This is a genomic window from Enterobacter asburiae (assembly GCF_008080435.1).
GTDB classification, from domain to species: Bacteria; Pseudomonadota; Gammaproteobacteria; order Enterobacterales; family Enterobacteriaceae; genus Enterobacter; species Enterobacter asburiae_C.
In genome coordinates, this window is sequence record NZ_VRKN01000020.1 from 17,695 (window position 1) to 30,760 (window position 13,066).

12 protein-coding genes are annotated in these 13,066 nt (G+C 55.4%); 6 read left to right on the forward strand and 6 right to left on the reverse strand.

Annotation, left to right across the window (positions count from 1 at the left end; genetic code table 11):
* The first annotated feature begins 76 nt into the window (after window positions 1–76).
* Window positions 77–769: an aspartate/glutamate racemase gene (locus FU672_RS22320; RefSeq protein ID WP_148244879.1), complete on the forward strand. Its 693-nt coding sequence runs from the start codon at window positions 77–79 to the stop codon at window positions 767–769.
* On the opposite strand, the gene FU672_RS22325 is transcribed toward FU672_RS22320, so the two are convergent.
* Window positions 764–1,690 (reverse strand): LysR family transcriptional regulator, encoded by a 927-nt coding sequence (locus FU672_RS22325; RefSeq protein ID WP_148244861.1) that lies wholly within the window; start codon window positions 1,688–1,690, stop codon window positions 764–766. The genes FU672_RS22320 and FU672_RS22325 overlap by 6 nt on opposite strands.
* A 121-nt stretch (window positions 1,691–1,811) precedes the next feature.
* Between FU672_RS22325 and lysA the strand changes: the two genes are divergently transcribed.
* Window positions 1,812–3,074 carry a diaminopimelate decarboxylase gene (gene lysA, locus FU672_RS22330; protein WP_148244862.1) on the forward strand — a complete coding sequence of 421 codons (1,263 nt, stop codon included), beginning with the start codon at window positions 1,812–1,814 and terminating at the stop codon, window positions 3,072–3,074.
* On the opposite strand, the gene FU672_RS22335 is transcribed toward lysA, so the two are convergent.
* On the reverse strand, window positions 3,044–4,081 hold the full coding sequence (locus FU672_RS22335; RefSeq protein ID WP_148244863.1) for a LacI family DNA-binding transcriptional regulator: 1,038 nt from the start codon (window positions 4,079–4,081) through the stop codon (window positions 3,044–3,046). The genes lysA and FU672_RS22335 overlap by 31 nt on opposite strands.
* Before the next feature lie 220 nt (window positions 4,082–4,301).
* Here FU672_RS22335 and FU672_RS22340 point away from each other — a divergent pair, with 220 nt between their 5' ends.
* Window positions 4,302–4,787, forward strand: a complete 486-nt coding sequence (locus FU672_RS22340; protein ID WP_148244864.1) for a GNAT family N-acetyltransferase — start codon at window positions 4,302–4,304, stop codon at window positions 4,785–4,787.
* Here the strand turns inward: FU672_RS22340 and galR are convergent.
* Entirely contained in the window at window positions 4,748–5,764 is a 1,017-nt protein-coding gene (gene galR / locus FU672_RS22345; RefSeq protein ID WP_032648142.1) for an HTH-type transcriptional regulator GalR, read from the reverse strand. The two genes, FU672_RS22340 and galR, sit on opposite strands and share 40 nt — an antisense overlap.
* 425 nt (window positions 5,765–6,189) lie before the next feature.
* Here galR and aas point away from each other — a divergent pair, with 425 nt between their 5' ends.
* Together aas and lplT are read left to right on the forward strand one after the other, a co-directional pair.
* Window positions 6,190–8,349, forward strand: a complete 2,160-nt coding sequence (gene aas, locus FU672_RS22350) for a bifunctional acyl-ACP--phospholipid O-acyltransferase/long-chain-fatty-acid--ACP ligase (protein ID WP_148244865.1) — start codon at window positions 6,190–6,192, stop codon at window positions 8,347–8,349.
* Window positions 8,342–9,535: a lysophospholipid transporter LplT gene (gene lplT / locus FU672_RS22355; RefSeq protein ID WP_148244866.1), complete on the forward strand. Its 1,194-nt coding sequence runs from the start codon at window positions 8,342–8,344 to the stop codon at window positions 9,533–9,535. The genes aas and lplT overlap by 8 nt, the downstream gene beginning before the upstream one ends.
* A gap of 93 nt (window positions 9,536–9,628) precedes the next feature.
* On the opposite strand, the gene FU672_RS22360 is transcribed toward lplT, so the two are convergent.
* From FU672_RS22360 to mutH, 3 genes are all read right to left on the reverse strand, one after another.
* A complete protein-coding gene (locus tag FU672_RS22360) occupies window positions 9,629–10,669 on the reverse strand; it encodes an NADP(H)-dependent aldo-keto reductase (RefSeq protein WP_148244867.1) in 1,041 nt (346 codons plus the stop codon).
* Window positions 10,670–10,800: 131 nt separating this feature from the next.
* Window positions 10,801–11,019 (reverse strand): YgdI/YgdR family lipoprotein, encoded by a 219-nt coding sequence (locus tag FU672_RS22365; protein WP_008499668.1) that lies wholly within the window; start codon window positions 11,017–11,019, stop codon window positions 10,801–10,803.
* 134 nt (window positions 11,020–11,153) lie between these two features.
* On the reverse strand, window positions 11,154–11,846 hold the full coding sequence (mutH, locus tag FU672_RS22370) for a DNA mismatch repair endonuclease MutH (protein WP_148244868.1): 693 nt from the start codon (window positions 11,844–11,846) through the stop codon (window positions 11,154–11,156).
* Window positions 11,847–12,529: 683 nt separating this feature from the next.
* Here mutH and rppH point away from each other — a divergent pair.
* The gene (rppH, locus tag FU672_RS22375; protein ID WP_013098553.1) at window positions 12,530–13,060 is read left to right on the forward strand and encodes an RNA pyrophosphohydrolase; all 531 of its coding nucleotides are present in this window, start codon (window positions 12,530–12,532) and stop codon (window positions 13,058–13,060) included.
* Window positions 13,061–13,066 lie beyond the last annotated feature (6 nt).

Sequence of the window (13,066 nt, forward strand, 5' to 3'; positions counted from 1 at the left end):
AAAGGCGCTGAATAAAGCGCCTTTTTTTATGTGCATCGGTTGTGTTAAAAAAAGAGACCAAAGATAAGGAGGGATGATGAAAACGATCGGCCTGTTAGGGGGAATGAGCTGGGAATCGACAATCCCTTATTATCGCCTGATTAACGAAGGGGTAAAGCAGCGTCAGGGTGGTCTGCACTCCGCAAGCCTGCTGCTGCACAGCGTTGATTTCCATGAAATCGAAGCCTGCCAGTCGAGCGGTGAGTGGGATAAAGCCGGGGAGATCCTGGCCCAGGCGGCGCTGGGACTGGAGCGCGCCGGCGCCCAGGGTATAGTGCTTTGTACCAATACCATGCACAAAGTGGCGTCGCATATTGAGGACCGCTGCTCGCTGCCGTTTCTGCATATTGCGGACGCGACCGGGCGTGCGATTGCGGCATCCGGAATGCGCCGCGTAGCGCTGTTGGGGACACGCTACACCATGGAACAGGATTTTTATCGCGGACGTTTGCACAGTGAATTTGGGATCGAAAGCCTGACCCCTGATGAAGAAGATCGGGCGCGCATCAACCAGATTATCTTTGACGAGCTTTGCCTCGGTACCTTCAGCGAATCTTCCCGCGCGTATTACGTCAGCGTTATCGATAAACTCGCGCAGCAGGGGGCCGAAGGGGTGATATTTGGCTGCACCGAGATCGGTTTGCTGGTACCCGTCAAGCGAAGCCCCGTCCCGGTATTTGATACCACCGCCATCCATGCCGCGGATGCCGTGGCGTTTATGCTGTCATAATGGGGTTTGCAGGTCAGGTAAGCGAAGCGCCACCTGACGCGCGTGCTCCATTAAGTGTTCGGTGAAAGCGTCCACCAGCGCGGAAGCCGGACGATGCAGCGGGCGGATCAGGCTCACGGTGAACGGGACGGACACGCTAAAACGGCGGATGACGATCCCGCTTCCGGCATAATCCAGCGCCGTGAGCGGATTCACCACCGCGACGCCAACGCCTGCACGCACCATTGCGCAAATCGAAGCCGCGCTGTGCGTTTCCACCACCATGCGCCGTTTGACCTGATGCTCGGCAAACAGGGTATCCAGCAGCTGTCGATAACTGTCGGTCTGCGACAGGCTAATGTAGTTTTCCCCATGGAAATCCTCCGGTGCGAGCACCGCCTTACCGGCAAGCCGATGCCCGGCGGGCAAAACGCACACTTCATCTAACGAGAGCAACTCCGTGCGCGCCGTTCCCGCTGGGGTGGAGAGGGTTTCGGTCAGGCCTAAATCATGGCGCTGAGCCGAAAGCCACTCTTCAAGCAGGGGAGATTCCTGAGGCACGATGGTGAGACTGACCTCCGGGTATCGGGCCAGAAAGGGGTGAAGCAGCATCGGCAAAAAAGATTGCGAAAAGACGGGCAGGCAGACGATCGACAACTCGCCCTGGCGAAACTCGCGCAGGCTTTCCGCGGCACTCACGATTCTGTCCAGTCCGTACCAGGAGCGCTGTACTTCCTCGAACAGGCGTAACCCCTGCACCGTCGGGTGAAGCCTGCCCCGGGTGCGTTCGAACAGCTTCAACCCCAGCACTTTCTCGAAGCGGGCCAGCTCGCGGCTCACCGTCGGCTGCGAGGTATGCAGCATCTGTGCAGCTTCGGTGAGATTGCCGGTGGTCATCACGGCGTGAAAAATCTCGATGTGGCGTAAATTGACGGCGGGCATAGGGCACCTGAAAGCAGATAACTGTCCATATCATTTTTGCATAGACTCGCGATAAAACGATATTTTTTATTCTCTTTGTGCTGTGGCGTAATCATCAAAACGCATTTACCCGGAGAAGACCATGCCACGCCCGCTGAACCAGACTGATACCGATTTGAACGCCGACAACCTGCTGCGCCTGCCTGCCGAGTTTGGCTGCCCGGTGTGGGTCTACGACGCGCAGATCGTTCGCGAGAAGATCGCCGCCCTGCATCAGTTTGACGTGGTGCGTTTTGCCCAGAAGGCCTGTTCCAATATTCATATTCTGCGCCTGATGCGTGAGCAGGGCGTGAAGGTCGACTCCGTCTCACTCGGCGAAATCGAGCGCGCGCTGGCGGCCGGATTCGATCCGAAAGCCGACAGCGACGCGATCGTCTTTACCGCCGATGTGATCGACGATGCGACGCTTGCGCGCGTTCACGAACTGCAGATCCCGGTGAATGCCGGTTCTGTGGATATGCTGGAGCAGTTGGGTCAGGTTTCTCCCGGCCATCGCGTCTGGCTGCGCGTGAATCCGGGCTTTGGTCATGGTCACAGCCAAAAAACCAATACCGGCGGTGAAAACAGCAAGCACGGGATCTGGTATGCCGATATGCCTGCCGCGCTGGAGGTATTGCAGCGCTACAGCCTGAAGCTGGTGGGTATTCATATGCACATTGGCTCTGGGGTCGATTACGGCCACCTGGAGCAGGTGTGCGGCGCGATGGTACGCCAGGTTGTCGACTTCGGTCAGGATCTGGAGGCGATCTCTGCCGGTGGTGGTCTCTCCATTCCTTATCGTGAAGGCGAAGAGGCGATCGATACCGATCACTATTACGGTCTGTGGAGCGCCGCGCGTGACCAAATTGCCGCGCATCTTGGCCACGCGGTGAAACTGGAAATTGAGCCGGGTCGTTTCCTGGTGGCGGAAGCCGGTGTGCTGGTTTCGCAGGTGCGCAGCGTGAAGGAGATGGGCTCTCGCCACTTCGTATTGATTGACGCAGGCTTTAACGATCTGATGCGTCCGTCTATGTACGGTAGCTATCACCACATTACCGCGCTGGCTGCCGACGGCCGCGATTTAACGCAGGCGCCGCGGGTTGAGACGGTCGTTGCGGGGCCGCTGTGCGAATCGGGGGACGTGTTCACTCAGCAGGAAGGCGGCAAAGTGGAGAGCCGCGCGCTGCCTGAGGTCAAACCGGGTGATTATCTTGTGCTACATGATACCGGTGCCTACGGGGCGTCTATGTCATCTAACTACAACAGCCGTCCGCTGCTGCCGGAAGTGCTGTTTGATAATGGCAAAGCACGGCTGATCCGTCGTCGCCAGACCATTCAGGAACTGCTGGCTTTAGAACTCGTCTGATGAAAGTACGGCCCCGTTGTGACCGAATCGCGTAAAACCAGCGTACCGGTAAACGGCGGGATGGCATCGACCGGCTGGTTTTTTGCCAGCCGGATCGCCTGATCGATGGCCGTAACAATCATATTGTCGATGGGCAGATAAACCGATGAGAGCGCAGGCTCCAGCCATTTCGCGCTTGGGGCATCGTCAAAGCCGAACAGTGAAATATCCTGCGGGATTTTAAGCCCCGCCTGGTGTAACGCTTTAGACGCACCCAGCGCCATATCGTCGTTACAGGCAAACAGGGCGCTAAACGGCACACTGTCGGCAATCAACTCTTTGCACAGCTCGTATCCCCGCGTCATTCCCGCATCGCCGTACTTTATCCGACGCTCGTCCAGACGGATGCCGTGCTTTTCCAGCGCCTTGCGATAGCCCATCAGCCTCGCTTTCCCGGTTGGGGTATGGATCGGGACGGTGATACAGGCGATCTCCCGATGGCCCTGGCTGATCAGGTAATCCACAGCCTTAAACGCGGCATCCTGCTGTTCGAAGAACACACAGCGATCCGGCGCCTGGCTCACTTCACGGTTAATGACTACCAGCGGCGTTTTCACGGTGTCCATCAGTTTGATGATCGCTTTTTCGCTCATGTAGCGCGTGTAAAGCACGATGGCATCGCACTGGCGATCGGCCAGCATCTGCACCGCCTGTTCTTCCTGTTCCGGCGCGTCGTGGCCATCGGTGACGATCAGCTGTTTCCCGTGGGTTTCGGTCTGTCGCGACGCCTGCTGGAGAAGGCGGCCAAAGTAAAAACCGTCGAAGGTGGAGACGACCAGACCAATGCTGTTGCTGGTCTGGTTAGCCAGTGAACGCGCGAGAAAGTTCGGGCGATAGCCCAGCTCTTCCATCGCAGCAAACACCTGCTGACGCGTACTCTCTTTAACCTGACCTGTACCGTTCAGCACGCGCGATACCGTGGCCTTCGACACGCCCGCACGCAGTGAGACATCCAGCATTGTTGCCATTCTACATTCCTGCTTCCACGTAATGGTCTGCAGTTTAACACAGACCTCACGGCGTATAAGCGATGCGGGAAGCGCAAAACTTCTGCCACGATCACGCTTTTTGGTCACGATTCGTCTGGCCTGTCTGAAGTAAAACGAAATAGTCTGACTCTGGTAAAATAATCGCCGAACCGAGCTCGGGCGTCAGGCCAGCAAATACATGAGAAAATGCAGGTGAAACGTGAAAAAGACTGTCATCCTCCCGCTTTACCAGGCACCGCACTATGCGGAGCAGGTCACCGACTGGCTCTGGCAGGCTTTTGGTGACGGGCTACCGCGCGCGTTTTTTCAGAGCATTATCGATCACAGCCAGACGCCGGACGCGCTGCCGCTGACCTTTATTGCCGTTGAGAATGAGCAGCTCATGGGTACTGTGGGACTCTGGCGTTGCGATTTGATCACTCGACAGGATCTGTATCCCTGGCTGGCGGCGCTGTATGTCGACGAAGCCGCCCGGGGGAAAGGCCTTGCGGGACAGCTTCAGAAGCATGTCCTGGCGTATGCGGCGCGAGCCGGGTATGCCGAACTGCATCTCTGGTCTGCCTGCCGCGACTTCTACGAACGTTACGGCTGGCAGTATATCGGTGATGGGCTGGAATATCCCAACACGCGGGTTCACCTCTACCGTTATTCGCTCTGCGCTTCCGCAGGTGACGCAACAGAGTGACGACGAACCAGCGTCGGGCTAAACAGATGCGTAATATCCGGCGGCTGACGCTGTTCAGCCAGTGCTAACGCCAGCTCGGCGGCCTGCGTCGCCATGGTGATAATCGGGTAGCGCACGGTGGTCAGACGCGGGCGCACATAGCGAGAGACCAGCACGTCATCGAAGCCAATCAGCGAAATTTCTGCCGGTACCTCAATCCCGTTGTCATTCAACACCCCCATTGCCCCTGCGGCCATAGAGTCGTTATAGCTGGCAACCGCCGTGAAATTCCGTCCGCGACCCAGCAGCTCGGTCATGGCCTGTTCACCGCCGCTTTCATCCGGTTCACCGTAGGCCACCAGGCGGTCATTACACGGCAGTCCGTTTTCGCGCAGGGCATCGTAGTAGCCCTGCAGACGGTCTTCTGCATCAGAAATCGGGTGATTTGAACAGAGATAGCCAATCCGGGTGTGACCCTGTTGAATCAGATGACGGGTTGCAAGCCAGGCGCCGTAGCGGTCGTCGAGCGCCACGCAGCGTTTTTCAAACCCGGGAATAATGCGGTTGATGATGACCATCCCGGGGATCTGCTTCATCAGATGAATCAGTTCGGCATCCGGGATCATTTTGGCATGAACTACCAGCGCCGCGCAGCGGTGGCGGATCAACTGCTCGATGGCCTGGCGTTCTTTTTGTTCATTATGATAGCCATTGCCGATCAGCAAAAAATTACCTGTCTGATAAGAAACCTGTTCAACTGCTTTCACCATAGCGCCGAAAAAGGGATCAGAAACATCTCCCACCACCAGCCCAATGGTTTCTGTGGACTGCTGGGCGAGCGCGCGGGCATTGGCATTGGGATGATAGTTCAGGGATTCCATGGCGTTTTGTACCGCCTGGCGTGATGCGTCACTGGCTTTTGGGGAGTCGTTAATCACACGGGAGACGGTTGCCACCGACACACCTGCCAGACGGGCCACATCCTTTATTGTCGCCATTCATTACCTTCTTATTGGGGGTAAGCGTTTACACACCAAATAGTGTTGCGGAAAAGCGGCGCGCATTCAAGGGGAGCGGATTTCCGCGCTCCACAAACGTGACGCAGGACAACCCTGGTGGTGTAATCGTTACACGCGGAGTCATGTCTGAAGAATGTCAATTTGAACCTTTGGTTACACTTTGCCTCAGGCTGTTGCGATTGTCCGATGGCGAGGACGTTAAAGAGGTTGATACAGTCGAGATCCCAGAGGTATTGATTGGTGAGAATTCTTAGTACGGTTTCGTACTCATCTCTTGCACCAACCTGCGCGGATGCGCAGGTTTTTTTTCGTCTCCACTTTTGCTGTCGCTCCCGTATCACTTCTCGTGTAATCTGCCACCATTTACTATCAACCCTCCACACTGGCTGGCAAAGGGAGTTGAGATGCTATTTGGGTTCTTTCGTACACTATTCCGTATTCTCTTTCGCATCCGCATCACTGGCGATGTCCAGGCGCTTCGCGGCGAACGTGTTCTCATCACGCCAAATCATGTTTCCTTTATAGACGGCATCCTGCTGGCGCTGTTTCTGCCCGTGCGCCCGGTGTTTGCGATATATACCTCTATCAGCCAGCAGTGGTACATGCGCTGGCTCACGCCGTTGATTGATTTTGTGCCGCTCGACCCGACAAAGCCGATGATGATTAAGCATCTGGTGCGTCTGGTCGAGCAGGGCCGTCCGGTGGTCATTTTCCCGGAAGGGCGTATTTCAGTGACCGGTTCGCTGATGAAAATCTACGACGGTGCGGGGTTTGTCGCGGCGAAGTCAAAAGCGACCGTGGTACCACTGCGCATTGCAGGCGCAGAGCTTACCCATTTCAGCCGCCTGAAGGGGCTGGTGAAGCAGCGTTTATTCCCCAAAATAACCCTGCACATTCTGCCGCCAACGTCATTGCCAATGCCGGAAGCGCCGCGTGCCCGCGATCGCCGTAAAATCGCCGGGGAAATGCTGCACCAGATTATGATGGAAGCGCGCATGGCAGTGCGTCCGCGTCAAACGCTGTACGAATCTCTGCTTTCCGCGCAGCACCGCTATGGCGCGAAGAAAAACTGTATCGAAGACATCAACTTTACCCCGGATACCTATCGCAAACTGCTGACCAAGACCCTGTTTGTGGGCCGCATTCTTGAGAAGTACAGCAAAAAGGGCGAAAAAATTGGCCTGATGCTGCCTAACGCGGGCATCAGCGCGGCGGTGATTTTTGGCGCGGTTTCCCGGGGGCGCATTCCGGCAATGATGAACTACACGGCGGGGGTGAAAGGGCTGACCAGCGCCATCACCGCTGCCCAGATTAATACCGTCTTTACCTCTCGTCAGTTCCTGGACAAAGGCAAGCTCTGGCATCTTCCCGAGCAGCTCACCCAGGTGCGCTGGGTCTTCCTGGAGGATCTGAAAGCGGACGTGACCACCGGCGACAAGCTGTGGATTTTTGCGCATCTGCTGATGCCGCGTCTGGCGCAGGTCAAACAGCAGCCGGAAGATGACGCGATTATCCTCTTCACGTCGGGATCGGAGGGCAACCCGAAAGGTGTTGTTCACAGTCACAAAAGCATTCTGGCGAACGTTGAGCAGATCAAAACGATCGCTGACTTTACCGCGAATGACCGCTTTATGTCGGCGCTGCCGCTGTTCCACTCCTTTGGCCTGACGGTGGGGCTGTTTACGCCGCTACTGACCGGCGCAGAAGTGTTCCTCTATCCAAGCCCGCTGCATTACCGCATTGTGCCGGAACTGGTGTATGACCGTAACTGCACCGTCCTGTTCGGCACCTCAACCTTCCTGGGGAACTATGCGCGATTTGCCAATCCGTATGACTTCTATCGCGTGCGGTATGTAGTGGCTGGCGCGGAAAAACTGCAGGAGAGCACGCGTCAAATCTGGCAGGACAAGTTTGGCCTGCGCATTCTCGAAGGTTATGGCGTTACCGAGTGTGCTCCCGTGGTCTCGATTAACGTACCGATGGCGGCGAAACCGGGGACGGTGGGCCGAATTCTGCCGGGAATGGATGCGCGTCTGCTGGCCGTGCCGGGCATTGAGGACGGTGGCCGTCTGCAGCTGAAAGGGCCAAACGTGATGAACGGTTACCTGCGCGTGGAAAACCCAGGCCGGCTGGAGGTGCCGACGGCGGAAAACGTCAACGGCGAGGTTGAAACCGGCTGGTACGACACCGGTGATATTGTCCGTTTTGATGAACAAGGCTTCGTACAGATTCAGGGGCGCGCGAAACGCTTCGCTAAAATCGCCGGTGAAATGGTCTCTCTGGAAATGGTTGAGCAACTGGCGACGGCCGTGTCCGCGGATAAGATGCATGCGACGGTGGTGAAGAGTGATGCCAGCAAAGGCGAGGCGCTGGTGCTGTTTACCACCGACGCTGAGCTTAAGCGCGACAGGTTACTAAGCTATGCGCGTGAACACGGTATTCCTGAACTGGCAGTGCCGCGCGATATTCGCTACCTGAAGCAGCTCCCGGTGCTGGGTAGCTGGAAGCCCGATTTCGTGACCCTGAAAGGCATGGTTGAAGAGGCAGAACAGCAAAATGCGTGAGTCAGTACACACTAACACATCGCTCAGGTCGAAAGGCATGATGGCCGTCATCGCCGCACAGTTTCTCTCTGCGTTCGGTGATAACGCGCTGCTGTTTGCCACTCTGGCGCTGCTGAAAGCCGAGTATTACCCCGACTGGAGCCAGCCGATCCTGCAGATGGTGTTTGTGGGCGCTTACATTATCTTTGCTCCGTTCGTAGGGCAGGTGGCGGACAGTTTCCCGAAAGGCCGGGTGATGATGTTTGCCAACGGCCTGAAGCTGCTGGGCGCCGCCAGTATTTGCTTTGGTTTCAATCCGTTTATTGGCTACACGCTGGTGGGCATTGGCGCCGCCGCCTACTCCCCGGCGAAGTATGGCATTCTCGGAGAGCTGACCACGGGCGATAAGCTGGTGAAAGCCAACGGTCTGATGGAGTCGTCAACCATTGCCGCTATCCTGCTCGGATCCGTCGCGGGTGGCGTACTGGCCGACTGGCATGTTCTGGCGGCACTGGGCGTATGCGCGGTAGTGTATGGCGGCGCGGTCGTGGCGAACCTGTTTATTCCCAGGCTGCCAGTGGCTCGCCCGGGGCAATCCTGGCGCTTTAAACCGATGACCGGCAGTTTCTTTACCGCCTGTCGCGTGCTGTGGCGTAACGGTGAAACGCGTTTCTCCCTGATGGGGACCAGTATGTTCTGGGGCGCGGGCGTCACGCTGCGCTTCCTGCTGGTGCTGTGGGTGCCGGTGGCGCTGGGGATTACTGACAACGCAACACCGACCTATCTTAATGCGATGGTGGCCATCGGCATTGTGGTGGGAGCCGGCGCGGCGGCGAAGCTGGTGACGCTCGAGACGGTAGCACGCTGCATGCCCGCAGGGATCCTGATTGGCGTCGTGGTGCTTATTTTCTCGCTGCAACATGCGTTATTACCTGCGTATGTTCTCCTCATCCTGATTGGTATTCTGGGCGGTTTCTTCGTGGTTCCGCTGAACGCGTTACTGCAGGAACGTGGCAAGCAGACCGTCGGGGCGGGGAATGCCATCGCGGTACAAAACCTGGGTGAAAACCTGGCGATGCTGTTAATGCTGGGGCTCTACTCGCTGGCGGTAAAAGTGGGTGTGCCGGTGGTGGGGATTGGCGTCGGGTTTGGTGGGCTGTTTGCGCTGGCGATTGCGGGTTTGTGGATCTGGCAGCGTCGGCGTTGATAAGTGCGGCCTGATGCCCTCATCCCGGCCCTCTCCCACGGGGAGAGGGGGCAAACCCTAAAAACGGCAACGTGCGTTGCCGTTTTGCTTTTATTACGGTGCAGGATACGTATAAACCTGGTGCACCGCTTCAATCTCCGCTAACACCTCTTCACTCAGGTTCAGTTGGAAACTCTCAATATTGGTTTTCAACTGTTTCAGAGTGGTCGCGCCCAGCAGGGTGCTGGCAACAAACGGCTGGCGACGCACGAAGGCCAGCGCCATCTGCGCAGGGTCAAGACCGTGACGTTTTGCAATATCCACATAGGCTGCAACGGCTTTCTGCGTCTGCTCGCCGCTGTAGCGGGTAAAGCGGCTAAAGAGGGTATTTCGCGCCCCGGCCGGTTTCGCGCCGTTCAGGTATTTCCCCGTCAGCGTGCCAAAGCCGAGACAGGAGTAGGCGAGCAGTTCCACTTCTTCATATTGCGTCACTTCGGCCAGACCCACCTCATAGCTGCGGTTAAGCAGGCTGTATGGGTTCTGGATGGTGACGATACGCGGCAGATTGTGTTTATCAGCAAGGTGCAGATAGCGCATTACGCCAAAGGCCGTTTCGTTAGAGACGCCAATGTAGCGGATTTTTCCCGCGCGCTGGCACTCGGTTAGCGCTTCCAGCGTTTCCAGCAGCGTTACGGCGGGGGCACTCTCATTCCAGCTGTAGCCGAGCTTACCAAAGCAGTTGGTTGGACGCTGCGGCCAGTGCACCTGATACAGGTCGAGGTAGTCAGTTTGCAGGCGCTTCAGGCTGGCGTCCAGTGCAGCGCGGATATTCTTGCGATCGAGGATCTGATTCGGGCGGATCCCGGTATCGTTGTTGCGTGCGGGGCCACTGACTTTTGAGGCAATCACCAGCTTTTCACGGTTGCCGTGTTTTGCCAGCCAGTTACCGACGTAGGTTTCGGTAAGCCCCTGCGTTTCCGGACGTGGAGGAACAGGGTACATCTCTGCGACATCAATCAGGTTAATCCCCTGGCTGACGGCGTAATCGAGTTGTGCATGGGCATCGGCTTCGCTGTTTTGTTCACCAAATGTCATCGTGCCCAACCCCAGTTGGCTTATTTCCAGAGCGCTGTGGGGGATACGGTGATAATGCATAGCCGGCTTCCTCAGTAGACTTATAGACCGCGTCAGGGCGTGCCCGACAAAGGAATATAAACATGGCAGAGGGGAAGCAAAAGGGGAAGAAAAAAATCAAAAAGGCCAGCAAGCTACTGACCTCTCTCTGTTTATCGCTCGATAATTTGCGATACTTCGTCGCGATTGATCTGCATTTTATTACCTTCCTGGTCGCGGTAGCTGACCAGACCGGTATCATCGTCGACTTCGGGTTTGCCGTCGGTCAGGATCATTCGACCATCTTTTGTCGCCATGACGTAATCGCTGCTACAGCCCGATACGGCAAACGCTAAACCGACTGCTGAAACTAACACTGCCCATTTTTTCATCGTTATCGTCCTCATCTGGATCTGGCGCGTATCAAATCATAATCTAGTATTAACCCGATATGGCGACTTGAGGAAGCGGTAAAATCTTAAAAAGCAGTTGATTATGTTTGAGAGCTAGCAAAATAAGTAAAAAACTATGTTTTTAACAGGAAATGGCGTGCAAGGAGTGCACCGGTGAAATTCTTTTTGAGATAAAAACCGCGCGGCAACGTCAGTATCGGCTCACCCTGCGCGCCGATTGCCTCGGTAAGCGCTTTACTGTTGGCCGCTTTCGGGCGCAGTTGTAATACTTCTCCGTGTCGGGCGGTGATGCGCTCTACCTGCCCAAGAACAATCATATCCATCAGCTCCTCCCAGTCCAGACGCAACTGATGCTCTTCATCGTCGTTCGGGCTCCAGAGCAGCGGCGCGCCAACGCGTCGGCCAGCCAGGGGGATCTGCCGCTCACCTTCAACCGGTACCCACAATACGCGCTTCAGCTTGTGGCGAACGTGGCTGGTTTCCCACGTTACGCCGGTATTGCCGGTTAATGGCGCAACGCAGACGAAGGTGGTTTCAAGGGGCTTCCCCTGGCTGTCTATGGGAATGGTTTTTAACTCCACGCCAAGTGCTGCAAAATCCTGCTCTGGTTTGCTCCCTGCGCTGGCACCCAGCCACAGCTCAAGCAGCATGCCGATCCAGCCTTTATCCCGTTTCAGATCCTTCGGGATCTGAAGCCCTGCCATTGCCGCCAGCTCGCCAAGCGAAAAGCCTGCAAGACGCTGTGCCTGCTGTAGCAATTGGCCTTCGCTGGACGGCGGTGAGAGCAAGGGTGTAAGCGGATGCATGAAGGTAACCTTTTGATTAAAAAATAAACGAAGAAATTGTCCCCTGTGGATAGAGTTTAACTATTTCTGTACCAATATTCCATGTCTATGATTTATAGGTTTTTTTATTGGCTTGAAATCGTTTCACCTGAGTCAGAAAACCGGTTGTTCAAATCTGGTCACTGACAATGAACAGGATCTTACACCATGTTATCCACAGAAAAATGGGATAACTGGGCATAACCCTAACTACTGTTTCAATTTACAGCCTTGACGTGCGATGAAAATCGAATTTTCAGACAAATTGTGACTAACTTATTGGCACAATCTGTGGATAAAACCGACGCTGTTCGATCTTTCATCAGCACGACGATCCCTGATGTGACGATCGTCACGCTATTCTGTTTTGTGTTCATGGAATTACATTTAACTATATGAAAATAATTGCATTATTTAATTCGGTTGAAAGAGGGGGCACGGCAGCGTTTGAGGTTGTTCATCGGTAATCAGACACTTCTTCACAACTATATCCACAGAAAAGGTGAATAAAATTCCCTTCACTGACTCTCATCTGTTTATAACTCAGCACTTATTTGTGAGTTATTCAAATGTTATTAGGTTGCAGCCCTGTAAGAGAGTGGTTTACCGCCTCCCTGTAGTGTGAAACAATCATTCATATATAAGGTTTAGTTTGGGGTAGTCCGGTGATTGATGACGATGGCTACCGCCCGAACGTAGGAATAGTAATTTGTAATCGTCAGGGCCAGGTAATGTGGGCCCGGCGATATGGTCAGCACTCCTGGCAGTTCCCGCAAGGCGGGATCAATCCGGGAGAGTCCCCAGAACAAGCGATGTACCGGGAGCTTTTTGAAGAGGTCGGTTTAAGCCGAAAAGATGTTCGCATCCTGGCTTCGACCCGCAACTGGTTGCGTTACAAGTTACCGAAACGTTTGGTGCGTTGGGACACAAAGCCGGTTTGTATCGGCCAGAAACAGAAGTGGTTTCTGTTGCAGTTGGTGGGCAACGATTCAGACATCAATATGCAAACCAGCAGTACGCCGGAGTTCGATGGCTGGCGCTGGGTGAGCTATTGGTATCCTGTTCGTCAGGTCGTGTCATTTAAACGCGATGTTTACCGTAGGGTGATGAAAGAGTTTGCAAGTGTGGTAATGCAGCTTCAGGAGATCCCGCCTAAGCCGCAGAGCGCACCTGCCTGGCGACGTAAAAGAGGTTAAGCTACG